We start from the raw sequence: 24,490 nt of genomic DNA, 5'->3' as shown, positions 1-24,490 counted from the left end.
ATCTTTAATTTTCAAAAAACACTCGTCATTAGTTAAAATGGATTCAAAATCTTATTTGAGTATTTTTAGCGTATGGAAAAACCGGACTTTATCACCGATGGTCAGGAGCGAACGTGGAGTAATGCATTTACCATGACCTTTAATTCAATGCTTTTTCTGGCGTTTGGCGGAATGTTTATTTATAACGTCATCCGGAATCCTGCATATTATGGTTCGCTTATCGTGGGCCTCATTATTTGGTATCTCGTCTTTGAGATCGCGGTCAATACTTACATCCGAGTCTATTACCTGGATGGAGAATTGGTATTCCTGAGGCCGCTCCGTAAATTCAGTTTCTTCTTCCGGAAGAGGACCCAACTCATACGGATCCGACCCGATGAATGGACGGAGGTGTATCGCCATAGTTTCAAAGGCGGTACAGCCTATTATTTCCGCAACGGCCGAACGGCTGCCTATTTCATCAAAGCGGACGGACTAAGCAATTTCTACCAGTACCTCGATACGCTTTTTCCCAAGCGCGTGAAAGAGACCGATGAATTTCCGATGGATATTCGAAGAAGGTTGAAGAGGGAAATGCCGGAGCGGGTGTTTTAGGGGAAATAGTTCGCTTTTCAAAAGGTTTTACTTTTTCTCATTCTTTTTCTGTAAACTTGTTTCCTACTATTAAACTATTCACTGTATGGAAACACCTCAACAAACTCTTGCGCGTATCCGGGGCCTGCGAAAGTACCAGCCCAGCGCTATCGGAAATTCTTTGTTTATGTTACTGGTCAGGTATACCAGTTTGGCGGGATTTTTTGTCCTGGCGGGGATTAGTGTTTACATGTACCTTTCGTATGAAAACCCACCTGTCCCAAAAGACGATGAATCATTTATCAAACTATTCAAAGAGCTTGCTCATTTGAAAGCGGTGGATTCCGGTGAACAGGCCTTTCCGGTTATGACTGTAGCACTCCTCTTTTTAGTGATCTATAAATTGACCACGATGATGCTCAGAAGAAACAGCTATATTTTTATGATGAATGAGGTTTTGGATGGGGAGGAGTGATTGATAGGAATTAAAAGAGATAAGTTTTACTTATCCTCAAAGGCGCTTTTTTCTATCTTTAACGCTTTAATTTTGGGAATTACCACATGGCCATAAAAAAATCTGAATTATATAGCTCTCTTTGGGCAAGTTGCGACGAATTACGCGGTGGAATGGACGCGTCTCAATACAAAGATTATGTGCTGACTTTGCTATTTGTAAAGTATGTTTCCGACAAGTACAAGGGAAATCCTTATTCTGCGATAACAGTTCCAGAAGGTGCTAGTTTTGATGATATGGTTAATCTTATCGGGAATGATGAAATTGGCGATAAGATCAACAAGCAAATTCTAAATCCAATTAAGGAAGCAAATAAACTAAACGAATTTCCGGATTTCAACGATGAATCGAAACTTGGAAAAGGGAAGGACCTGATTGATACTGTTTCCAATTTGGTTCTGATCTTTAATGATCCGAGCCTTGATTTTTCCGGCAATTCTGCAGAAGGTGATGATATCTTAGGCGATGCGTATGAATACCTCATGCGTCATTTTGCAACCGAATCAGGGAAATCCAAAGGACAATTTTATACACCAGCAGAAGTTTCTCGCATATTGGCAAAAGTGATTGGTATCAATGAGAAGAATTCTTCTCGTCAAACGACTGCTTATGATCCCACATGTGGTTCTGGGTCATTGCTGCTTAAGGTGATGAACGAAGCGGGAAAGAACATTGACCTTTACGGACAGGAAAAAGAAACTACCACAGCCAATCTGGCACACATGAACATGATTCTGCATGGGGCTGAAACGGCGACAATTTATGCAGATAATACCTTGTCACGACCGTACTATAAGGAGGCTGATGGAAGTCTGAAAAAGTTTGATTACGTAGTTGCTAATCCACCATTTTCATTGAAAAGCTGGAGTAATGGTGTAAATATTGAAAGTGATGAATACAATCGTTTCGCTTTGGGAGTTCCTCCTGAGAAGAATGGGGATTATGCATTCCTGTTACACATACTTCAATCACTGAAGTCGAAAGGAAAAGGTGCAGTTGTATTGCCACACGGTGTTTTGTTTCGAGGTAATGCGGAAGGCGAAATCCGTAAGAACATTCTGAAGAAGGGTTACATTAAAGCAATTATAGGTTTACCTGCCAATTTGTTTTATGGAACAGGAATTCCGGCATGTATCCTTGTGCTTGATAAAGAAAATGCGGAACAGCGTAAAGGCATTTTTATGATAGATGCCAGCAAGGGATTTGTCAAAGACGGTAACAAGAATCGTCTGCGTGAGCAAGATATTCGCAAGATTACGGATGTATTTGATGCTTTTGCAGAGGTTCCAAAATTCAGCCGCATGGTTTCCATTTCTGAAATCAGTGATGAGAAAAACGATTACAATCTTAATATACCACGCTATATTGATACACAAGAGGCCGAAGATATTCAGGATCTTAGTGGTCATTTACTGGGTGGAATACCACAGAAAGATATAGATTCTTTACAGGCTTATTGGGATTTGTTTCCAGCACTGAAAGCTGAATTGTTTAGTACGGCAAGAACGGGGTATTTTGAACTAAAGGTATCTTCCGAAACCATTAAATCTACTATTTTCAATCATCCGGAATTTGTGAATTTCAATGCTGCTATGCATACTGAATTTGATAAATGGTTACACCTACAGCAAAACAACTGGAATAATTTGAAAGAGGGTTTTGCGGTGAAAGAGCATATTGACAGCATTTCTCAATCCTTACTAGATCATTTTGAGAATAATGTACTGGTTAATAAATATGCCATGTATCAACATCTTATGGCATACTGGGGAGAAACAATGCAGGATGATTTTTACAGCATTGCAATGGATGGCTGGAAAGCAGGAAATGAATTCACACGTTTGGTGATCAAAGGTAAGAAAGGGAAAGATGGCAAAACGAGTGCGGATAAAGACATTTCCGGTTTGGTTGGAATTGAAGGCAGAATGATAACACCGACAATGTTGATTAACTATTTCTTTAAAGAACAGTATGATGCTTTACAAGAGTTGGAAAATCAGTTGAACCTAACCCAGGAAGCTCTTACTGAAATGGAAGAAGAGAACAGCGGAGAAGAAGGCATTTTCAGTGATTTGGAAAAGATCAATTTGAAAAACGTAAAAGACCTTTACAAAACACGTAAAGCAGATAAAGCACCCAAAGAAGAATTAAAATACATTAAAAATTATATCGATACGCATGAAGCTTTGGCTGGTATTAATAAGCTGATTAAAATTGCCAAAGAGAATCTGGAAGCGAAAATTGTTGCACAGTATCCCTTATTAAGCGAAGCTGAAATAAAAGACTTGGTCATTAACCATAAATGGACATTCGTATTACAACAAGCTTTGAATAATGAGCAGGAGAAGTTGAGCCAAAATTTGACCCAACGAATTAAGCAACTGGCAGATCGGTATGAAAATCCCCTTTCAGCTTTAGAAACAGAAGTGAATGAGGCTTCTCAAAAAGTAAAACTCCATCTGGAGAAAATGGGATTGGTATGGTGAAGGAAACGACAATGAAGCAAACAGAGATTGGTTTGTTGCCTGAGGATTGGGAGGTGATGAGTTTAGGAGATATTTTGTTGTCAAATCCTGATTATGGAATAAATGCCTCAGCTGTGAAATACAATGATGCTTTGCCAACTTATTTGAGAATTACAGATATTGATGATGAAGGGAATTTTATTAAAAAAAATTTATCATCAGTGAATAATATAAATTCTGAAAAATATTATTTGAATAAGGATGAAATTGTATTTGCAAGAACAGGTGCGAGTGTAGGAAAAACATATTTGTATAAGGAATATGATGGCAGATTAGTATTTGCAGGCTTCTTAATTCGACTAAAAATTAATACTGAGGAAGCAAGTTCAAAATTCGTTTTCTACAATACTCAAACAACATATTACAAAAATTGGATTATTTCTAATTCAATGAGAAGTGGACAACCAGGAATTAATTCTAATGAAATTAAAGGTTTTCAAATTCCTCTCCCCCCCTTGCCAGAACAAGAATTTATAGCGGAAGCGTTGAGTGACACGGATACTTGGATCGAAAGTCTGGAAAAACTCGTTAATAAAAAACGTCTGATCAAACAAGGTGCAATGCAGAAGTTGTTAACTCCGAAAGATGATTGGGAGGAAAAAACAATTTTTGAAATAGCTGAGAAAAAAAGAGATTTATTTAATGACGGAGATTGGGTTGAAGCTATTCACATAAAAGAAGAAGGGATAAGATTAATTCAAACTGGAAATATTGGAGTTGGTAAATTTTTAAATAAGAGCAATAAAAAATACATTTCTGAAAAATCCTTTGTTGATTTAAAGTGCAAGGAAATATTAGAAGGAGATTTATTGATTTGCCGTTTAGCAGAACCTGCTGGAAGAGTTTGTATTTTTCCTAAAACTGAAGATAGGAAAAGTGTAACTTCTGTTGATGTAACAATTTACAGACCTGATGTTAATGTCTTTGATAGAAGGGTTTTATTATATCTGCTTTCTACAGATGAATGGTTTAAACAAGTTTTAGAACAGGTTGGAGGAACTACTCATAAAAGAATTTCAAGAGGAAATTTGGGGAATATTAAAATTATGATTCCAAAATCCCTCGAAGAACAAACCCGCATCGCCACCATTTTGTCAGACATGGATATAGAGCTGGAAACATTAGATAATCAATTGGCAAAAGCCCGGCAAATAAAGCAGGGCATGATGCAGGAGTTGTTGACAGGAAGGACAAGATTTATCTAAACAAACACATTCATGAATAACCGAGCCGAAATCTATTCCATACAAGAATTCATCAGTCTGAAGAAGATCAGAATTCCTGAGTACCAAAGACCATACAAATGGAATTCAAAAAATGTAGTACAGTTAATAGATGACATTCACAGTTTTCGCAAGAAATCGCATTATCGTTTTGGAACAATCGTTATTCATGAAAATTCGTTAATAGAAGATGATGTTCATACAACTTACCACGATATTGTAGATGGTCAGCAACGTTATACCACCTTGCGATTACTCATTTATGCATTATGTCAGCAAACAAAAGATAACTCCAGATACCAGGGGAATACTAGAAATTTGCTGCAAGATTTAAAAATTAAACTGGATGCAATAGCTATTGAGTACACCAATAAAACAAGCATTCAAACCATTAACGAGAATTATCAGCTTATTAAAAGATCCATCCAAAATTTCGATGATGAAACCATTACGAACTTTGTATTGAAATTTCAGGTGGTTGTTTTCTTTATTACGGATGAAACTGAGGCCTTTCAGTTCTTTGATTCACAGAATTCCAGAGGGAAAGATTTGTATCCCCATGATTTATTAAAAGCTTATCACTTAAGAGAGTTTGATAGTTCTGATAGGGATGCACAAACGCGAATCGTAGATCATTGGGAAAAGTATACTTCAAGTAAATTGGCAGCACTTTTTTCAGATTATTTATTTAGAATTAAAGGTTGGAGCAATAGTCGTTCTTCCAGATATTTCGGTAAACAACATATTGATCTTTTTAAAGGCATTAGCATAGATAAAATTGAAAGTTTTCCATACGTAAAAGCAATGCAAATTGCGCATCACCTGGTAGATAATTACAATGAGAATGTTGAACGGAAAATTGATAGACAATACATGAGTTTTCCCTTTCAAATTGACCAGTTGATGATTAATGGGAGACGCTTTTTTGAATATATCGATTATTATTTGGGGATTAATGAACGATTCAAAGAAAAATTCCTAAAACCCATTGGTAGTTTAGATAGTGATTGTACTTCTACGGAATTGTTGGTAAAATATGTTTATCGCAATCAATATAGTTACCGTGAGGGAGAAAGTTACCTGAAAGATTTGTTTGAATGCGTGACTATTTATTACATTGATAAGTTTGGTGAGAATGAGTTGCAGGAGTTTATTGAGAAAGCCTTTGTTTGGTGTTATTATTTGCGGTTTGAATATCAACGTTTGGGTTTCGACTCTGTTGATAATTATGTCATTAAGAACAATCTTTTTCTGATTATCAAAAATGCGATTCAACCGAAGGAAGTGATCAAAGCACCAGTGTTGCAATTGCCAGGTTATCAGCAAATAGAAGATTTCTCGAAAGAGGGTTCAAGAAGAATAGATCAACGAATCGTTACTTTTTTTAAAAGCAATAATTATTATGCAAACTAATAATCAGGATATAAAGAACTTAACGATTAAGGAGCTGTTTACAGGAAGTGATAAGTACCTAATTCCAATATATCAGCGTAATTACGAATGGGAGGATAAACAGATTATTCAGCTTATTGAAGATATCAAAGATTATTACATTGAGGAAGAAGACAAGCAGTATTATATAGGGACATTGGTGGTTAACCGTCGTTTAGAAAGCAAGGAACCTTTGTATGAGACTATTGACGGGCAACAGAGACTAACAACATTTAATTTATTAATCTGCGCTCTAAAAGCATTGGCGATGGAAAACAAAATTCCAGAATCGGTGAATGATTTCCTATCCAAAACAATTATTCACTTTGAATCACGACCGATTTCAGAGAAAACAATAGAGTTTGTTTTTAATAATGGTTCTGACAAACCCAACTTTACGGACTTTAACGACAATATTATTGCTGGAAACAGAGTTCTGTATAATCAGCTAAAACAGTTAGAAGAACAATTTTCTTCAATTAGGAAAGAAGTAAGTTGGAAGAGCAAAACCTTTGAAGGGTTTTTAAATTACTTATTTCATAAGGTCATAATTGTTAGGGTTCAAGTTCCTCTAGACACTGATTTGAATCATTATTTTGAAATAATGAATTCCAGAGGGGAACAGTTAGAGAAGCATGAGATTCTTAAGTCCCGAATGATGAAGGAATTAAATAACTGTTCTAACGCAAAAGTGATTAGAAGACAATTCAACATGATCTGGGAAGCCTGTTCACAAATGGATACATATGTCCAATTACTGTTTCCTAAAGAGTTGCGAATGAAACTTTTCGGAGATCGTTGGTTTCAGTTTGTACCCGAATCAAGTGAACAAATGTTTCAACTGATGGATAGTAGTTCATCAGTTTTTAAAACTGAGAATGAAGGAATATCGTTTTCTGATATTGTAAACACGAAAGATTTATCCGTTTTGACAAAGAAGATTGAACAATTGCAAGACGAAAACATCATTAATGAATCAGATTCTAAACAATATCAGCCGATTATTAATTTCGAGAATTTTCTTCTCCACACTTTAAAATTGACCAATCCTGATTTTTCTGTTAGTTTGGATGATAAAAGATTGTTGAGTTTTTTCAAGATAACTCTGGAGAAAGCAAAGGATAAAGAGCAGTTCGTTAAGGAATTCGCCTATCAGTTATTAAAGAATAAATTCTTGTTGGATCAGTATGTTATTAAAAGAAAATATTTGGTTGGAGAGGATTTCTGGAGTCTGGAAGTACTGAAATTTTATCCGAAGGTAGAGAACGTTCGGGATAAAGAGTCATATAATTATGTCAACCTTTATTCAGATAAGAATAAGAATGATGAGCTTATTCTGCTGCTCTCGATGTTCCATGTTTCTATACCAACACAAGTCTATAAATATTGGTTGTTTGAGGCGTTAAAGTTTCTCAATGAAGTATATAGCTTCCATGCAAATAAAAAAGGTTTGGAAAATCCTGAAAATGTTCATTTCGAAAACTATGCTGATTTTTTGAGGTCAGTTGCAATTAAATTTTTGAAATATAGATTTTTGAATGGAGAACAAGAATTGAGTTATGATGAACTGTTGTATGATAATCTTGAAGAGAAGAATGAATCTTTTAATTTGGATCTCTTAAGTTACGGGCAAATTAGAAATAATCTTGTTTTCAATTACATTGATTATCTTTTGTGGCAAATTAATAAAGAGGAATACAAAGAGTTCGAGTTTTCATTTAGGAGTTCGGTCGAACATTATTACCCTCAAAATCCGATTAGTGGAGATAGAATTGAGGATGATTCTGTATTAAATTGCATTGGCAATTTGTGTTTGATATCTCATAGCAATAATTCAAAGCTTAGTAACTATTTACCGATGTCAAAAAGAGAACATTATACAAAATCGCAGTCAAAAGACAGTATTAAGCAAATGGAAATGATGAAGTTTGACAAATCTTGGTCTGTTGATGAAATCAAAGTGCATAATCAATCTATCGTTGAACTTTTAAAACAAAGTTTATTATGATCAACCCTATAGAACGCGAAACCCAGAATCGTATCATTAAGCTCTTTGTGGAAGAACTTGGTTACACTTATTATGGTAACTGGGAAACACGCCTACAAAACTATAATGTTGAAGTATTTATTCTGAAAAAGAATTTGATTAGCAGGGGTTACTCCGAAGTACTTGCAGAAAAAGCTGTGAAGGAGACTTATGATCTCGCTATGGCAACAACGGGTAATTTGTATGAGCGTAATAAGAACATGTACTCGTTACTGCGTTACGGAGTAAAAGCGCGACCGGAACTGGGAGAGCAGTTTGAGACAATTTTCCCGATTGACTGGAATAACTTTGAGAAGAACGAATTTGGTATTGCAGAAGAAGTAACCCTGACCAAAGGAGAAAATAACCGACGTCCAGATATTGTATTGTACATCAACGGCATTGCTATCGGAGTATTGGAATTGAAACGTGGTACTACAGATTTATCAGAAAGTATCAATCAATGCATTTCCAACCAAAAGGAGATGTTTAATGAATGGTTTTATACCACTGTTCAATTACTGATGGCCGGGAACAATACCCAAGGGTTGAGATATGGAACCATTGAAACCCAGGCGAAGTATTATCTTCCCTGGAAAGAAGATGAAGATGATAATTCCGGTTACAAACTGGATAAGTATCTTAAGAAACTGTGTGGAAAGGATCGTTTGATTGATCTGATTCACGATGGTGTAGTCTTCGATGCAGGATTAAAGAAGCTTCCACGTCCTCATCAGTATTTTGGACTTAAGGAGGCTCAGAAATTTGTTCGAAGAAAAGAAGGGGGGATTATCTGGCATACACAAGGTTCCGGAAAATCACTTTTGATGGTGATGTTAGGGAAATGGATTTTGGAGAATGTTCCGAATTCACGTGTAGTCATTTTAACTGACCGCACAGAACTCGACGATCAGATAGAACGTGTATTCAAAGATGTAGGTGAAACAGATGTAGCAAGAACTCGTTCAGGAAAAGAATTGATGCAGTTTTTAACCTCGTCTAGACCACGTTTGGTTTGCTCCCTTATTCATAAGTTTGGTAATAAACAGGAGACTGATTTTGATTCATTTATTGCCGAGTTGCAAAGCAATCCGGTGAAAACGCAAGGAGAGATTTTTGTATTCATAGATGAATGTCACCGCACACAAGGAGGTAAGTTGAACCAGGTAATGAAAGCTGTGTTGCACAATGCGGTATTTATTGGATTCACGGGAACCCCGCTCTTGAAACAAGATAAGAAAACAACTATGGATGTTTTCGGACGATATATTCATACTTACAAATTCAACGAAGCGGTTGAAGATGGGGTTGTAAAAGACTTAATGTATGAAGGACGCTCTATTGAACAAAACCTGACTTCTCAAACCAAAGTTGATCAATGGTTTGAAGCCAAAACAGCTGGATTAAATGAATTCCAGAAAAACGAATTAAAAAAGAAATGGGGTACGATGCAAAATGTCCTCAGTTCTAAAAGTCGGATGGAAAAAATTGTGTCCGATATCCTGATGGATTTTTCAGTTAAACCGCGTTTAAAATCGCAAATGGGAAATGCTATTTTGGTGGCATCAAACATATATGAAGCCTGTAAATATTATAGTTTATTTCTCAATACTGAATTGAAAAATAAATGTGCAGTTATCACATCTTACAATCCGAATGCAAGTGATGTTTCTTTGGAAGATACTGGAACGGATAGTGAGACCGATCGTCAGTTTATTTATAACACCTATACTGAACTTTTGAAAAACGTTGGTGTTAAAGGAGGGAAATCTGCCACGGAAACCTATGAAAGTTATTCCAAGGAGCAATTCAGAAAAGAACCTGCACGGATGAAGTTGCTTATTGTCGTTTCTAAACTGCTAACGGGTTTTGATTCGCCACCTTGTTCTTATATCTACATTGATAAAAAGATGCAGGACCATACATTGTTCCAGGCAATTTGCCGCGTAAACCGTTTGGATACAGATGACAAAGACTACGGTTATATTATTGACTACATGGAGTTATTTGGAAATGTTACCGATGCAATCAATGTTTATACTTCTGAATTGGATTGTGAAGGCTTTTCGAAATCGGAGGTTGAAGTTCAATTGAAAAACAGACTCAAAATTGCAATTGACAGGTTAGAAACAGCGCTGGAAACCGTGGAAAGCATTTGTCAAAATGTTGAGAATCCAAGAACGGATTTACAATACATCCAATACTTCTGTGGTAATACAGAAAATCCGGACGATTTAAAATCGAATGAATACAAACGGATGGCATTGTACAAAGCTATCGTAGAATACATTCGCGCTTACACCGGGTTGAAAGCAGATTTCGCCGAAACAAGTTATACGGACAAAGAGATAAAGAACTTTCATCAGAAAATGGAAGATTATCTAAATCTGCGTGAAATTATTCGAATTGCAAGTGGTGAAACGATTAATTTAAAAGCTTACGAAGCAGATATGCGTTTTCTTATTGATACATACATACGGGCAGAAGAGTCTGAAACGATCACCCCATTTGAAGATATTTCGCTGCTTGATCTGCTGGAGACAAACATGCAGAAAGCCATTGATTCGCTCCCAAAAGAAATAAGGGCAAATAGAGATGCGGTAGCAGAAGTTATTGAAAATAATGTCAGAAGTAAAATAGTTGAAGAGCACTTGCTTGATCCGAAGTATTTTGATCAAATGTCTGTTTTGCTTCAGGAATTGATCGAACGACGTAAATCTGAAATCGTTTCCTACCAGCAATATCTAAAAGAAATGGCGGAACTAATTCGCCAGGTGAATCGAGGGAAAAAGGATGATGTTCCAAATTCCATAAATACAAAAGGTAAGGTTGCTCTTTATCATACACTTGATGATAATGAAGAATTAACAATAGCATGTGATGTTGCAATTCAATACGCTAAACAGGATGGCTTCCGGGAAAATCTGGCTAAGCGGAACTTGGTTAAGAAAGCAATTTATGAGGTTATTCCAGATGCAAAAAAGGTAGAGGAAATTTACAAAGTAATAGAATCCCACAAAGACGACTATTAGTGGAAAAACATATTTTGAAATATTCCAATTTGGAGATAGAAGTTACTTTTAAAGCGATAAAAAACCTTCATCTCAGCGTTCATCCTCCGGAAGGGCGAGTAACCATTTCGTCCCCCGAATTCTATGATCTTGAAAAAGTTAGAATTTACGTGGCTACCAAGTTGGGATGGATAAAAAAGGAACAACGTAAATTCAAAAATCAATTAAGAGAAGAACCTCGATTATTTATTAATCAGGAAAGTCATTATTTTCTTGGTGAGCGTTATTTATTGCTGATCGAACAATCTAAAAAATCCCGAGTTGAGAAGAAGGGAAAAAGATTAGTCATCTATGTAAATGATACTAATGATTTCTCTTCTAAACAAAGGGTGCTGAACACTTTTTATAGAAAGAATCTTCGCGAGCGAATTGAATTATTTCTTGAGAAATATTCTTTAATTATGTTGGTTCCAACCCCCAAAATCACCATTCGAAGCATGAAAACTAAATGGGGAAGTTGTGCTGATAGCGGTACATTATTTTTCAATATCGAATTGGCTAAAAAACCATTGGAATGCATTGAATATATAGTAGTTCATGAAATGATTCATTTAATTGAGAGACGTCATAATAAACGATTCATCCAGTTGATGGATCAGTTTCTTCCACTGTGGCGTGCCCAGAAAAAAAAGTTGAACGAGTTACCTTTATAATGATCGAAAACTTACCGAAAATAAATAGAAAATCGACATTCGATTCGTTGCAAGAAGTTCAAAGCGAAATAGTGGGATTTAAACATCAACTGAATGAAATAGATCCTGTGATTTCTGCGAATTCGTCGCTGGAATTAATGCAGTGTTTAAAACGGGATATAATAAAAAAAGGACCATATCCTCATGTTACTTTATTAGAATCTGCTAATCGCATTCTTACTGATTGCGTCATTTATAATACACTTCTCCTGATTTTTGAGAATAAAATTGAAGCGTTACCTTCTTTTAAAAGAGTAGAGGTTGATTTTGGTCATTCTAATAAACAAAAACATGACATCATTGGATTCGATGTGGATGATAATCCTGTTTTTTATGCAGAGGCATTCAATACAGCCCCTACTTTTTTTATGACGAAACTATTCAAAACAAGAAGTAAATTGAAAAATACCGAAAATCAAGATGTTATGAAATTGATTTGCTTTAATCGGGATGCATGCAAAGGTTATCGACCAAAGAATTCAGAATTGAGGTACATAGTTGTTGATACATTGATTTAGCCATTACAAAATCGAAGATTCACCCCTAATTCAATCGAAAACTCAAAGGCAGTGTAAACATCGTCGGCACCTTTTTTCCATCGCAGGATACGGCTACGTATCCCGAAAGGCATGAAGCTGCACGGAGTGCTTCTTCTTCGAGGATAGCGTAGGAGCCGTTGAAGATTTGGAGGTTTCTGATTTGATCGTTTTCGTCCACTAAAAAGCGAATTTTGATCTTTGCTTCGAGATCGTTTTCCACAGCTATTTCCGGGTAATGAAGATTTTCGATCAGGCAGGCATGGATTTCTTTCATTGTTTCTGGATCCTGTGCCGGAATAATTTCAGGACAAGACCCGTGTGGAATGTTACTTCTCCCTATAAAGGAGATTTTTTTCATTCCCTGTTTAATCATAGCAACTTCATCTGCACTGCGGTTGCAGAGTATGTAAATCTTTTGTGTCGTGTCATTCTGAAGCAAGTAGCAGCGGTCATAAGTGGATTTGAATTTCAGATCGTTGGAACGAATGTCAAGGTTCACAATGAGCTCATTACAGCGAAAATTTACGTTACCGTCTTTATCTGTTGTCAAACTGGCGATGAGTGAGTCATTGGGATTGTGAACGTTTACAGGAAGTGCTTTTGCCGGGGTGTCATCGCCTAATAGCACACGAATGCATAAAAGATTTTTCTGGGAGTTGACAGTGTTTGTGCTGATTAGTAAAAGCAGGAGAATAAGAGTGATTGTCTTCATACGGTGATTGGACTTGATTCAAAAATACAATTTTTAGTTCAAAATGTTCAAATGGTTAAGTATTGGTTGATTCAATTGAACTCTTCAACCTTCCCCCAGGCACGATTTTTGCATATTCCGACCGATTTTTTCCCTTCGCAAACTAAACCTTTTGCCCCCGGAAACATCCAAAGGACACAAACAAACCCAATTTATGCAGATTCGAATCGCACTTTTTACATGCGTTACCATCCTTACTTCTTTTATTGGCTACTCACAAACCGAACTTTCCGGGAAAGTTACCGATCCCAAAACATCCGAGAAATTGATGGATGCCCGCGTGGCATTGCTCGCAGCGGCGGATTCTTCCGTTATCACAGCTGTGAATACCGACGAGAACGGGATGTACCTTTTGACAGACCTCACTCCCGGGAATTACATCCTGAAAGTCACACTTTTTGAGTACGTCGACCAGTTCCGGAACGTGGTTTTGCCGGAGGGGAAAACCGTTTTGGATGTGGTGATGAAAACCGATACGAAGCTCGACGAAGTAACCATCGAAGCCAATGCGGTGCGGGTGGAACAGAAAGGCGATACCACGCAGTACAATGCGGATGCATACAAGGTAAATGTAGATGCGACGGTGCAGGACCTCATCACCAAGATGCCGGGAATTACGCTGGAAAACGGGGTGGTGAAAGCACAGGGCGAACAGATCACCAAGGTGATGATCGACGGACAGGAATTCTTTGGGGACGATGCCGCGGCGGCTATGAAGAACCTGCCGGCTGAGATCGTTTCTAAGATCCAGGTTTACGACCAGGCGAGTGACCAGGCCAAGTTTACAGGGATTTCGGACGGGAATGAGGCTAAGGCCCTCAACATTGTAACCAAAACCGGGAAAAACAACGGGCAGTTCGGGAAGATCTATGCCGGATACGGAACTCCGAACGATTTGTACCTGGCGGGACTGAACGTGAACTTCTTTAAGGGAACGCGCCGTCTTTCCATCGTGGGAATGTCGAATAACGTGAACCAACAGAATTTTTCTACGGATGATATCCTGGGAGCAACGGGTGGAACAGGAAACGCGCGTGGCAGGGGCGGACGCTTTGGCGGCGGCGATAATGAGAACTACCTGGTGTCGCAGCAAAACGGGGTGAGCATGACGCACGGACTGGGACTGAACCTTTCGGATAAATGGGGAAAGAACAAGAATACCAAAGTGACGGGAAGCTATTTCTTCAACGCCTCCGATACGAAAAACTCGCAGCAGACCAGCCGGACTTACGTGCTTTCTACAACTGCCGGACAAATCTACAACGAGGACTTTTTGTCTACGATGAAAAACGCGAACCACCGCCTGAACTTCAAGTTCGATATCGCCCTGGATTCCATGAACTCGCTGGTGATTAATCCGAAAGTGAGTTACCAGGGAAATGAGCGCACACAGACTACCGACGGAACAACAGCGGATGCCGGTAATGTGCTCATCAACCAGATCAATAACCGCACCTTCAGCGATACCAAAGGACTGAATGCAAGTACCAGCGTGTTGTGGCGCCACCGCTTTGCGAAACCGAGACGTACATTCTCGGCAAATATCACCGGAACTTACAACGTGAAAGAGGGGAATAACGGACAGCTTTCTTCGTCGCGCTATTACGATGAACTGGGACAGGATTCCCTGGCAGAGATCGACCAGCACACCGATAACAACACGAATGGTTACGGGGTGAGCGGGCGTTTTTCCTTTACGGAACCGCTCAGCAAGTCCTGGTCGAGTGAGTTTTACTATGCTCCGGCCTACACAACGAGCAATGCAGACAAGCGCACTTATGATTTCGATACGGTAACGAATTCCTACTATTTCATGGATACGACGCTTTCAAACGTGTTCGGGAACCAAACTATTGTGAACGAAGGCGGAACGAATTTCCGGTTCCAGAAGGGGAAAGCAAGTTTCCAGGTGGGGATCGGCTACCAGAATTCCCTGTTGATGAATGTGCAGGAATTCCCTACTACCCGCAATGTGAATTTATCGTTCAATTCCCTTTTGCCGAATATGCGTTTCAGGTATGAATTCTCGAAGGGAACTTCTTTGATGCTTGTCTACCGGGCAGGTACACGCAACCCCACGATTGACCAATTGCAGAATGTGATCGACAACTCCAACCCGCTTTCCCTGTCATCGGGGAACCCGGATCTGAAGCAGCAGTATAACCACCGCGTATTCGGACGCTTCAACAAAACAAACGTTCAGAAAGCTACCAATTTCAATGTATTCTTCGGCGGAGAGGTGAACCAGAATTACATTTCGAACGGAACGATCATTGCCACGAACGATACGGTTGTCAATGGAAATGTGGTATTGCTTCGCGGGGCGCAGTTCCGTCAGCCGGTAAACCTGCCGGGAAGCTACAATGGGCGTTCATCGATCTCTTACGGTTTTTCTTTAACGAAGCTGAAACTGAACCTGAATTTCTACCTGGGCGGAGCGTATACCGTTGCTCCCGGTTTGATCAACAATGTGGTCAATAAAGCGAAGACTTCGAATGCCAACGGAGGTTTGACTGTTTCGAGCAATATCAGTGAGAACCTGGATTTCACGGTGGGTTATACCCTGAACTACAACAACGTGGTCAATACCCGCCAGAATGTAGCCAGCAACGAATATTTCGTACACAATGTCAATGCGCGTTTCAACTGGATCATCAAAGAGCGTTTGGTGATCAACAGTACTTATTCCGTAAATGCCTATGCCGGTTTGGGCTCGGGCTTCAACCAGACAATCATGTTGTGGAACGGCGGGATCGGGTACAAGCTCCTGAAGAAAAAACAACTGGAACTGCGTGTTTCCGTGTTCGATATCCTGAACAACAACAACAGCATTACGCGAAACGTGACGGAATCTTACATCGAAGACGTGAAGTCGAATGTACTGAACCGGTATTACATGGTGACCTTGACTTACAACCTGCGGAACTTCGGTACGAAAGCTCCGGAAACGAAAGAGGAGAAGCCGGAAGATGGAGGACCACACGGACCGCCGCATCATTAGTAGTTCAAATGCAGGATTTTGCGAAGTGTTACAGATGTGTGTAATTGAAGGTGATTCTCTTTTCCTCCCCACTTCCTCCTCATTTCCTCCCCCTTTGAGTTAAAGATCGAAGTTCTGAAAAACAATTAAACTAACTAGCTATAGTTTCCAACCTAGGAGTCGGATCGCTTTCCCCCTTCGGAGGCGGGAGAAAGCACTTTGTGCTTGAAGACAAAGCAGTGACAAGCGGTAGTGCGGAAACTGCAAGGTAAAGGGGGAGGACGTATTTATTCTTTTGCTGAGTTTTTTTGCTGCGCTTCGACCAATTCCTTCAGGAAAAGGTATTCTTTCTTTACTTCGGGCAGATTTTCCAGCATAATGTCCGGGTCTTTCATGTTGATGCCGTAGTTTTGACCGAATATTCCTCCGCGTGCCATTACCGGCTCATTCTTTCCGATCACGATGTGGCCAAAATTCGTCAGGTTTTCGTGAAAAGTAAAATCGGGAAACTGATCGTAAAATACTTCGTGGAGGATTTGGTCTTTCTGTTCATTGTAAATGACCAAACGGTCGGGGTAAAAAAGGTATTGGAGTTGTGAAAGCCGACGCTTTTTCAGAACGAGTATATTCAGCAGGAAAAACGAAGTAATCACAAAGAATGCGATTCCAACGAGCAGTGTGGGGAGTTCCATTAGTTCTCCCTTAAACGCACCGATGAAACCGGTAACCATCATCAGGATAGAAATCCCGAAAATGGGAATCAAAACCAGCAGCCGCATGAAAATTGCCAGCGTGAAAGGTATTCTGTTAAGCGGTTTTAGTATTTTGACCGGTTGTTCCATATAATTCCAAAGATAATGATCTGTTGCAAAATCAATTTGTACTTTTATCGTTCAAAATGTAATTATGAGAATTGTTCAGATCACCGGAATCTTCAGTTTGTTTTTAATTGGATTTAGTTCTTGGATTCCATTTCAAGTAGAATCCCAGGTTTTAGACAAGGGAAGATCGGTCAAAGATCATTATTTGTTATCTGTTCCTGAATTTCATTTTGAATTGACTTTTCCTGTAAAGAAAAGCTATGTTATACCTACCACAACTGTGCAGGATGGCATTAACCTTTATCACTACATAGCTCAGGTGCAAAATATAAATGATGAAAATCTTGCTTATCAAATAGATTATAATCATTTGGATTCTATTGATTTTGGTTCTGTTAAACAGATGTTTGATGATCAAAGAGACTATGTTATGACTGAATTGATTTCCAGATTAAAAGAATTTGACTCTGCTTCAGAAGTAGTAATTGAATCAGAAGAGGAGATTGACCTGTATGGTATACCTGGAAGATATTTTATTTCAAGAATGCGTATACCTTCTATTGATGATATACTGATATACCATAAATGGTATTACACTGATGGTATTCTTTATCGACTAACAATAATGACACGTGATCCAAAGTTTCCGAATAAATCCGCTTTAGTTTTCTTCGATTCTTTCAAAATTCTGAAAAAATAAAACGATGTTGGATTTCTACTTTATAGCTGAAGAAATTTCAAAACCGATTAACGAACCATTAGGACTCGATTTTGCTGGTGATCTTGATAACAAAACATTTGCAAATCTTCAAAAGAAAGGAATTATTGATGATCGCTTCGATTACTATTCTGATTTCCGTTGGAGTAAATTGATCTTGAATCAGATACGCGAACGAATTGATCGGAAACAAATGCATTTCGATACAGATGTAATTAAATTACTTCGTCTCATTAATACCGCTCTTGAAACGAAAAGTGATTTGATTGCTTATGGTGATTAATCGGCCGGGTTTCAGATCCGCAGGCACGCGAGCCATCGCGTACCTACAAATCTGTAAAATTCGTAATTGGGAATTGGGAATTCGTAATTTTCTAAACCATGTTCTCCGGCACCACCCATTGATCAAACTCTTCCGCGGTCAAATACCCGAGTTTCACGGCCATTTCTTTCAGGGTTGTTCCTTCGGTATGTGCTTTCTGAGCAATTTCTGCCGCTTTGTAATAACCGATTTTCGTGTTTAGAGCGGTTACCAGCATCAGGCTGTTATCGACGTGTTTTTTGATGTTTGCCGTGATCGGTTCGATTCCAACGGCGCATTTGTCGTTGAAAGAAACACACCCGTCACCGATCAGTCTCGCGGAATGCAGGAAGTTGGCGATCATCACGGGTTTGAAGACATTCAATTCGAAATGTCCGTTTGCCCCGCCAATGTTGATAGCTACATCGTTCCCCATCACCTGTGCTGCAATCATGGTTAAAGCTTCGCACTGGGTAGGGTTTACTTTTCCGGGCATGATGGAGGATCCCGGTTCGTTATCCGGAATGTGGATTTCTCCGATGCCGCTTCGGGGTCCTGATGAAAGCATGCGGATATCATTGGCAATTTTCATCAAACTCACAGCAACGGTTTTCAATGCTCCGTGAGCTTCTACAATGGCGTCATGTGCTGCCAGTGCTTCAAATTTATTTTCTGCGGTAATGAACGGAAGTCCGGTTAAGTCGGCAATGTGTTTCGCTACGTTCTCAGAATATCCCGGAGGGGTGTTGATTCCTGTTCCGACAGCCGTTCCGCCCAAAGCCAGTTCGCTCAAATGTGCCAGTGTATTTTTAATAGCTTTCAAACCGTGGTTGAGCTGGCTCACGTATCCGCTGATCTCTTGTCCGAGTGTTAAGGGTGTTGCATCCATAAAGTGCGTGCGCCCGATCTTCACTACCTGCATGTAGTCCTTGCTTTTCTGAGCTAAGGTATCGCGTAGTTTCTCGATTCCCGGGATGGTTGTTTCGACGAGAATCTGGTAAGCGGCAATGTGCATCGCGGTAGGGAAGGTGTCGTTCGAAGACTGCGATTTGTTCACATCGTCATTCGGGTGCAGTACTTTTTCTTTGTCGGTTAAAGCCCCGCCGTTGATGACATGGGCGCGGTAAGCAATGACTTCGTTGACATTCATGTTGCTTTGTGTCCCGCTGCCTGTTTGCCAAATGACCAAGGGGAATTGATCGTCGAGTTTTCCTGCCAGGATTTCATCTGCTACCTGTCCGATGAGATCGGATTTCTCTTTGGAAAGTACTCCGGCGTCTAAATTTGTGAGTGCGGCTGCCTTTTTCAGGTAGGCAAATGCGCGAATGATCTCTTTGGGCATTTTGTTGATGTCCTGAGCGATTTTGAAGTTTTCGATGCTGCGTTCCGTTTGAGCGCCCCAGTATGCTTGGGCAGGGACTTTTACTTCGCCCATTGTGTCTTTTTCGATGCGGTATTCCATGGTGTTTTGAATTTGTATGAACCGTTATTTTGTTTCCCAGTTTTTTATTCTGCGTGATCAGCGGGAGGATAAATCCCTGTTGACGGAATGTAAAATTAACCGACTTGAAGTTACGGAATAATCGCTTTTTTGAGTGATATTTTAGGAAAAAATTACCTTACACGGATCGATAAGTTCATGGTGTCCGAGGTCTCTCCCTTTGGGAGGTCTTGACGACTCAGACGAGTGTCAGACTCCGTCAGAGGGGGCACTAGGGGGAGGACATGATAAATCGAAAAAAATCTTCATCCGACATAGGGGTAAACTCAACCTGGATTGTCATAGAGATAACTAACAAAATAAAAGTCTTTATGAAAAGTTTAAAATGGATGATTCCGGGAATTTTGGTGTTTGCCATATCATTGACATCTTGTAAGAAACATTTGTTCAATTCCATCAAGGGAAAAGGGGCAACAGTTACCGAAACACGTGATTTGAGCGGTTTCAATAAAATTTCGCTGGATATTGACGCAGATGTTTACTATACGCAGGATTCAATTTATTACGTAGAGATTTCGGCACAGCAAAATGTATTGAATGTCATTACAACTGAAATCAGCTCCGGTGAATTGGAAATCGACTCTAAGAAATGGATTCGCAAACACAACGGCATTAAGGTCATTGTTCACTCACCGGATCTTTACTCCCTGGATATCAGTGGAAGCGGAAACATCGAATCGGCGTATGCCATTTCAACATCCACCCTGGAACTCAAAATAAGCGGTTCGGGAAACATTTCCCTGGCTGCAGTCAATTCTGCTGAATTGGAAGCAAAGATCAGCGGATCCGGAAATATCACGGCTTCAGGCGGAACGGTTACCAATCAAAAAACGACCATCAGCGGTTCCGGAAACATTGAAATGACAGGCCTTGCCGCAAATCATTCGGATGCTAAGATCAGTGGTTCCGGAAATATTTCTGTTTGGGCTATTGACCAGTTGCGCGCCACCATTTCCGGAAGCGGTGATATCCGTTACAAAGGGAATCCGGAGGTAAATACCACGATTAGCGGATCTGGATCTCTCATTCACATTTAATCAATATCCAAAAACCTGCAGGTACGTGATTAATTGCGTACCTACGAACAATCACAAACAAAAAAACAAATCCATGTTCCAAAAAAAATTAACGAAATTCTTCGTATCAGGATTGCTATGCTTTATTGTGAACACCTGTTTTTCTCAAACACAAACGGTTCGCGGCACAGTTGTCGACAATATTTCCCAGTCCTCGATCCCCGGAGCGATTGTGAAAGTTACCGGGTTAGATTCCCTTATTCATGCCGTAACAGACGAGGATGGTAAATTCACCCTGCTGCGCGTTCCGGTCGGAAACCGAAGCATTGAAATCACCGCAACCGATTATAAACCGGTGATCATGCAAAACATAACCGTAAATGCCGGAAAGGAGCTCGTGCTCAATATCAACCTGGAAGAAGATATCCGGGCAATAAACGAAGTGGTGATTTCCGCTAAAACAGACAAAAACAGTCCGTTGAATGAGCTTTCCACCGTTAGTACCAGAACATTTTCTGTGGAAGAAACCCAGAAATTTGCTGCTGCAGTAAACGACCCTGCAAGAATGGCAACCTCTTTTGCCGGAGTTGTAACAGCCGGCGACGGGAACAATCATATTTCCATCCGCGGGAACTCGCCGAACGGTTTGCTATGGCGCATGGAAGGCGTGGAAATTCCAAACCCGAACCATTTTTCGAATGTCGGGACTGCCGGAGGCGGAATTTCTATTTTGAGTGCACAATTAATGAGTAATTCAGACTTCTCAACCGGGGCATTTGCCGCAGAATACGGGAATGCACTTTCCGGCGTATTTGATCTGCGACTTCGAAAAGGGAATAACGAAAAACGGGAGTACACCGTGCAGCTCGGAATCCTTGGCTTGGATGTAGCAACCGAAGGTCCGTTCAAAAAAGGCTATGAAGGGTCCTACCTGATCAATTACCGCTATTCAACACTCAATATCCTTGGGAAAATCGGTATTCCGATCGGTGATGCAAACACCAATTTCCAGGACTTGTCATTCAATTTCTATTTACCGACGAAAAAACTCGGAAAGTTTACTGTCTTCGGCTTTGGCGGATTGAGCTACCAGACGACCACCGCTGAAAAAGATTCTCTCCGCTGGCAGGAAGATGATTTCTTAAGATTAAACACAAACTTCTACAGCAACACCGGAGCAGTCGGAATTACAAACACCAAACTCTTCCGCAACAAATCCTATTTGAAGACCGCCCTGGTATTTTCAGGAACAGAAAACGGCTACAAGCAAGACGAGCTCCAGGACGATTACAGCACATTGATCAGAGAATACGAACAGCGATTCCTTCAGAACAAACTGACACTTTCAAGTACCTACACGCAAAAGATCAATCCGAAAAACAATATCCGGACCGGATTTATCCTGAATCACCTGGGATATAGCTTAAAGCAAAGCGACATGGGAGATTCAACAGTTTTAACAGAACAGATCAATGAAAAAGGCGGAACAGAAACCATGCAGCTATTTTTCCAATGGAATACCCACATTACTGAAAAATGGACGGCAAATGTCGGATTGCATTACTTTCAACTATTCCTGAACAACAGCAATTCCATTGAACCACGGGCATCTTTGCGTTATGATGTTCATCCGAAACATCATCTTACTTTGGGATACGGCCTTCATAGCCAGCTGCAGCCGATAGGTGTTTATTTCGTGGAGCAAAACGAAAACGGAATTACGAGACTTCCAAACAAAAACCTAAAGCTGAGTAAAGCACACCACGCTGTTTTCGGGTACGACTTTGTGATCAATGATCACGAACACATTAAGACAGAAGTCTATTACCAGCATTTATTCCATACTCCGATCAGCCAGGACCCGACAAGTACCTATTCGATCCTGAATTCAACAGATGGTTTTCCTTCTGAATCGCTAAGTAACACCGGACTTGGAAAGAACTACGGAGTGGAATTGACCTACGAGCGTTTTCTCTTCAAAAACCTGTATTATTTACTATCCGCATCCATGTATGAATCCAAATACAAAGCAGCTGACGGAAACTGGTATGATACACGGTTCAACACGAATTATGCTACTTCCCTAACGATCGGCAAAGAATGGCTGCTCAACAAAAAAGGAAAAAACCGGACCATCGGCTTTAACATAAAGTCCATTTATGTCGGAGGTTTCCGTTATACGCCAATAGACCTGAGTGCTTCTATTGCAGCCGGAGAAACCAAATTTGTGACTTCGCAAACGTATTCCAAAAGAATGCCTGATTATTACCGGCTTGACATCCGGTTGAGCCTGAAACGCAACTACAAACGCATCACAAGTACAGTTGCGCTTGATATCCAAAATACAATAAACCGTAAAAATGTAGGCGGGCAATACTTCGACAGCAAAACCGGGGAAGTGAAATATTGGTATCAGACACCACTATTGCCTGTGTTGAGTTATCGTTTGGAGTTTTGATTAGAGGAATTATCAATTATAAACGATTCAATTATCAAGACAAATCAGACCCCTTGATAATTAATAATTGATAATTCCTTTCATTTTTCCTTCTGCTTAGAATTCACCAAATAAACCCCGCCAACTATCACAATCATTCCCAAAAACTGCGATACATAGAATTTTTCATGATTCAAAAGAACGCCCAGAATGACTGCAACGATCGGGATCATATAAGTAACCGAACTGGCAAACATCGGGGATTTCAGGGCAATGATCTGGTTGAACAGCAGGAGCGCCAAACAAGTTCCAAATACACTTAAAATGCTGATATAACCCAAAGCTTCAAACGCATGCTCATTGGTTTGAAGTACGTGAGAAGTTTTCAGGCTTAAAGTAACGATCCACGCCGGAATGGATAGAAAAGTAAAGGACAGAGAAGCAATTTCAAGGGATTTGAATTCGCTGAGCTTAAATTTGATTGTATTCAAACTGGTAGCATACATCAGGGTTGCCAGAAGAATGGCTCCTACGTGCAGCATGGAAATCTCAACCGGTGCATCATTGAGGATCCCCACCAGGATGCAGATTCCCATAAATGCAATAATCAATCCTGCAACTTGTTTCAAACGGATCTTTTGCCTGAAGAACAAAAAGCCCAGGATCAGTGTAAAGAATGGAGTAAAACTGTTCAGCATTCCCGCCAATCCGGAAGAGAGTTTTGTTTCTGCAAAGGTGAATAAAAAGGCCGGAAAGAAATTTCCGCAGGTACCGACCACCAACAAGTAAACCACCTGTTTCCAGTTTTTGATCTTGCGCAGGTTCATCAATCCGAAAGGCAGCATCACCAATCCTGCAATTGCCATCCGCAATGCACCGACTTGTGAATCAGAGAAAATGTGTCCTCCAACCTCGTCGTACATTCCACGCTTCATCAAGATAAAAGAAGCTCCCCAAATAAGTGCTAAAACGAATAGAGTTATCCAGCTTCGCAGGTCTTTACTCATTGGGCGGGTTTTCGATTTTCTGCTCCTTCGCTGAAGCTTCAGAGTAAGCATTTTTTGCGTTGCTCATTCTGAAACGAATAGCTACCAAAGCCGGCAGACCAATATGAATTAGCACAATAAGCGCATAACCGATTGGTTTTAAAGCGATTTGTGTCGGGAGAATTCCATTTGCCCGCACCTGTTCCAATCCAAAACCAAAGTAATAGCTTAGGGCTACTTTTCCTTCTGTCTGAATGTGAACCAGTTCGTGATTGTAGTGGAAAATACCGTCATACATCGGTATCGGGACAAAAATACAGAGTACCAGTAACAATACTCCAATCAAAATTCCGAGTAAAATGGGCCTTTTCAAGATTGCTCCCAT

19 protein-coding genes are annotated in these 24,490 nt (G+C 39.9%); 14 read left to right on the top strand and 5 right to left on the bottom strand.

What is annotated here, in order from left to right; genetic code table 11:
- The first annotated feature begins 72 nt into the window (after positions 1 to 72).
- From QZT69_RS16090 to QZT69_RS16050, 9 genes are all read left to right on the top strand, one after another.
- On the top strand, positions 73 to 594 hold the full coding sequence (locus tag QZT69_RS16090; RefSeq protein WP_294677166.1) for a hypothetical protein: 522 nt from the start codon (positions 73 to 75) through the stop codon (positions 592 to 594).
- A gap of 85 nt (positions 595 to 679) precedes the next feature.
- Complete coding sequence (locus QZT69_RS16085; RefSeq protein ID WP_294677165.1) at positions 680 to 1,048, top strand: hypothetical protein; 369 nt, start codon at positions 680 to 682, stop codon at positions 1,046 to 1,048.
- An 86-nt stretch (positions 1,049 to 1,134) separates the two neighbouring features.
- On the top strand, positions 1,135 to 3,573 hold the full coding sequence (locus tag QZT69_RS16080) for a type I restriction-modification system subunit M (RefSeq protein WP_294677164.1): 2,439 nt from the start codon (positions 1,135 to 1,137) through the stop codon (positions 3,571 to 3,573).
- Positions 3,567 to 4,817, top strand: coding sequence for a restriction endonuclease subunit S (locus QZT69_RS16075; RefSeq protein WP_294677163.1), 1,251 nt, complete (start codon positions 3,567 to 3,569; stop codon positions 4,815 to 4,817). Before QZT69_RS16080 ends, QZT69_RS16075 begins: the two co-directional genes overlap by 7 nt.
- 12 nt (positions 4,818 to 4,829) lie before the next feature.
- On the top strand, positions 4,830 to 6,248 hold the full coding sequence (locus tag QZT69_RS16070; protein WP_294677162.1) for a DUF262 domain-containing protein: 1,419 nt from the start codon (positions 4,830 to 4,832) through the stop codon (positions 6,246 to 6,248).
- On the top strand, positions 6,238 to 8,274 hold the full coding sequence (locus QZT69_RS16065) for a DUF262 domain-containing protein (protein ID WP_294677161.1): 2,037 nt from the start codon (positions 6,238 to 6,240) through the stop codon (positions 8,272 to 8,274). Before QZT69_RS16070 ends, QZT69_RS16065 begins: the two co-directional genes overlap by 11 nt.
- Complete coding sequence (locus tag QZT69_RS16060; protein ID WP_294677160.1) at positions 8,271 to 11,324, top strand: type I restriction endonuclease subunit R; 3,054 nt, start codon at positions 8,271 to 8,273, stop codon at positions 11,322 to 11,324. The genes QZT69_RS16065 and QZT69_RS16060 overlap by 4 nt, the downstream gene beginning before the upstream one ends.
- Before the next feature lie 29 nt (positions 11,325 to 11,353).
- Complete coding sequence (locus QZT69_RS16055) at positions 11,354 to 12,016, top strand: M48 family metallopeptidase (RefSeq protein ID WP_294677159.1); 663 nt, start codon at positions 11,354 to 11,356, stop codon at positions 12,014 to 12,016.
- The gene (locus QZT69_RS16050; RefSeq protein WP_294677158.1) at positions 12,016 to 12,573 is read left to right on the top strand and encodes a hypothetical protein; all 558 of its coding nucleotides are present in this window, start codon (positions 12,016 to 12,018) and stop codon (positions 12,571 to 12,573) included. Before QZT69_RS16055 ends, QZT69_RS16050 begins: the two co-directional genes overlap by 1 nt.
- Before the next feature lie 25 nt (positions 12,574 to 12,598).
- Here the strand turns inward: QZT69_RS16050 and QZT69_RS16045 are convergent, their stop codons facing one another.
- The gene (locus QZT69_RS16045) at positions 12,599 to 13,306 is read right to left on the bottom strand and encodes an energy transducer TonB (RefSeq protein WP_294677157.1); all 708 of its coding nucleotides are present in this window, start codon (positions 13,304 to 13,306) and stop codon (positions 12,599 to 12,601) included.
- Positions 13,307 to 13,499: 193 nt separating this feature from the next.
- Here QZT69_RS16045 and QZT69_RS16040 point away from each other — a divergent pair, with 193 nt between their 5' ends.
- Positions 13,500 to 16,346, top strand: a complete 2,847-nt coding sequence (locus tag QZT69_RS16040; RefSeq protein WP_294677156.1) for a TonB-dependent receptor — start codon at positions 13,500 to 13,502, stop codon at positions 16,344 to 16,346.
- 266 nt (positions 16,347 to 16,612) lie between these two features.
- On the opposite strand, the gene QZT69_RS16035 is transcribed toward QZT69_RS16040, so the two are convergent.
- Complete coding sequence (locus QZT69_RS16035) at positions 16,613 to 17,167, bottom strand: hypothetical protein (protein ID WP_294677155.1); 555 nt, start codon at positions 17,165 to 17,167, stop codon at positions 16,613 to 16,615.
- A gap of 64 nt (positions 17,168 to 17,231) precedes the next feature.
- Between QZT69_RS16035 and QZT69_RS16030 the strand changes: the two genes are divergently transcribed.
- Together QZT69_RS16030 and QZT69_RS16025 are read left to right on the top strand one after the other, a co-directional pair.
- On the top strand, positions 17,232 to 17,846 hold the full coding sequence (locus QZT69_RS16030) for a hypothetical protein (protein WP_294677154.1): 615 nt from the start codon (positions 17,232 to 17,234) through the stop codon (positions 17,844 to 17,846).
- A gap of 4 nt (positions 17,847 to 17,850) precedes the next feature.
- Entirely contained in the window at positions 17,851 to 18,147 is a 297-nt protein-coding gene (locus tag QZT69_RS16025) for a hypothetical protein (RefSeq protein ID WP_294677153.1), read from the top strand.
- 91 nt (positions 18,148 to 18,238) lie between these two features.
- Here QZT69_RS16025 and fumC read toward each other — a convergent pair whose 3' ends face one another.
- On the bottom strand, positions 18,239 to 19,627 hold the full coding sequence (gene fumC, locus QZT69_RS16020; RefSeq protein WP_294677152.1) for a class II fumarate hydratase: 1,389 nt from the start codon (positions 19,625 to 19,627) through the stop codon (positions 18,239 to 18,241).
- Between the two features lie 350 nt (positions 19,628 to 19,977).
- On the opposite strand from fumC, the gene QZT69_RS16015 reads away from it, so the two are divergent.
- Together QZT69_RS16015 and QZT69_RS16010 are read left to right on the top strand one after the other, a co-directional pair.
- Positions 19,978 to 20,703 (top strand): head GIN domain-containing protein, encoded by a 726-nt coding sequence (locus tag QZT69_RS16015; protein ID WP_294677151.1) that lies wholly within the window; start codon positions 19,978 to 19,980, stop codon positions 20,701 to 20,703.
- 73 nt (positions 20,704 to 20,776) lie between these two features.
- The gene (locus QZT69_RS16010) at positions 20,777 to 23,140 is read left to right on the top strand and encodes a TonB-dependent receptor (protein ID WP_294677150.1); all 2,364 of its coding nucleotides are present in this window, start codon (positions 20,777 to 20,779) and stop codon (positions 23,138 to 23,140) included.
- Positions 23,141 to 23,220: 80 nt separating this feature from the next.
- On the opposite strand, the gene QZT69_RS16005 is transcribed toward QZT69_RS16010, so the two are convergent.
- Positions 23,221 to 24,126, bottom strand: coding sequence for an EamA family transporter (locus tag QZT69_RS16005; RefSeq protein WP_294677149.1), 906 nt, complete (start codon positions 24,124 to 24,126; stop codon positions 23,221 to 23,223).
- The gene (locus QZT69_RS16000) at positions 24,119 to 24,490 is read right to left on the bottom strand and encodes a hypothetical protein (protein ID WP_294677148.1); all 372 of its coding nucleotides are present in this window, start codon (positions 24,488 to 24,490) and stop codon (positions 24,119 to 24,121) included. The genes QZT69_RS16005 and QZT69_RS16000 overlap by 8 nt, the downstream gene beginning before the upstream one ends.

It is taken from the genome of uncultured Fluviicola sp., assembly GCF_902168135.1.
GTDB lineage: Bacteria > Bacteroidota > Bacteroidia > Flavobacteriales_D > Crocinitomicaceae > Fluviicola.
The sequence above is the reverse complement of the archived record's forward strand: the minus strand, read 5'-3'. Positions and strand labels throughout refer to the sequence as shown.

Coding starts and splice junctions, on each gene's coding strand:
- QZT69_RS16090 (WP_294677166.1), top strand. CDS start 73: ATGGAAAAACCGGACTTTATCACCGATGGTCAGGAGCGAACGTGGAGT.
- QZT69_RS16085 (WP_294677165.1), top strand. CDS start 680: ATGGAAACACCTCAACAAACTCTTGCGCGTATCCGGGGCCTGCGAAAG.
- QZT69_RS16080 (WP_294677164.1), top strand. CDS start 1,135: ATGGCCATAAAAAAATCTGAATTATATAGCTCTCTTTGGGCAAGTTGC.
- QZT69_RS16075 (WP_294677163.1), top strand. CDS start 3,567: ATGGTGAAGGAAACGACAATGAAGCAAACAGAGATTGGTTTGTTGCCT.
- QZT69_RS16070 (WP_294677162.1), top strand. CDS start 4,830: ATGAATAACCGAGCCGAAATCTATTCCATACAAGAATTCATCAGTCTG.
- QZT69_RS16065 (WP_294677161.1), top strand. CDS start 6,238: ATGCAAACTAATAATCAGGATATAAAGAACTTAACGATTAAGGAGCTG.
- QZT69_RS16060 (WP_294677160.1), top strand. CDS start 8,271: ATGATCAACCCTATAGAACGCGAAACCCAGAATCGTATCATTAAGCTC.
- QZT69_RS16050 (WP_294677158.1), top strand. CDS start 12,016: ATGATCGAAAACTTACCGAAAATAAATAGAAAATCGACATTCGATTCG.
- QZT69_RS16045 (WP_294677157.1), bottom strand. CDS start 13,306: ATGAAGACAATCACTCTTATTCTCCTGCTTTTACTAATCAGCACAAAC.
- QZT69_RS16040 (WP_294677156.1), top strand. CDS start 13,500: ATGCAGATTCGAATCGCACTTTTTACATGCGTTACCATCCTTACTTCT.
- QZT69_RS16035 (WP_294677155.1), bottom strand. CDS start 17,167: ATGGAACAACCGGTCAAAATACTAAAACCGCTTAACAGAATACCTTTC.
- QZT69_RS16030 (WP_294677154.1), top strand. CDS start 17,232: ATGAGAATTGTTCAGATCACCGGAATCTTCAGTTTGTTTTTAATTGGA.
- QZT69_RS16025 (WP_294677153.1), top strand. CDS start 17,851: ATGTTGGATTTCTACTTTATAGCTGAAGAAATTTCAAAACCGATTAAC.
- fumC (WP_294677152.1), bottom strand. CDS start 19,627: ATGGAATACCGCATCGAAAAAGACACAATGGGCGAAGTAAAAGTCCCT.
- QZT69_RS16015 (WP_294677151.1), top strand. CDS start 19,978: ATGAAAAGTTTAAAATGGATGATTCCGGGAATTTTGGTGTTTGCCATA.
- QZT69_RS16010 (WP_294677150.1), top strand. CDS start 20,777: ATGTTCCAAAAAAAATTAACGAAATTCTTCGTATCAGGATTGCTATGC.
- QZT69_RS16005 (WP_294677149.1), bottom strand. CDS start 24,126: ATGAGTAAAGACCTGCGAAGCTGGATAACTCTATTCGTTTTAGCACTT.
- QZT69_RS16000 (WP_294677148.1), bottom strand. CDS start 24,490: ATGGGAGCAATCTTGAAAAGGCCCATTTTACTCGGAATTTTGATTGGA.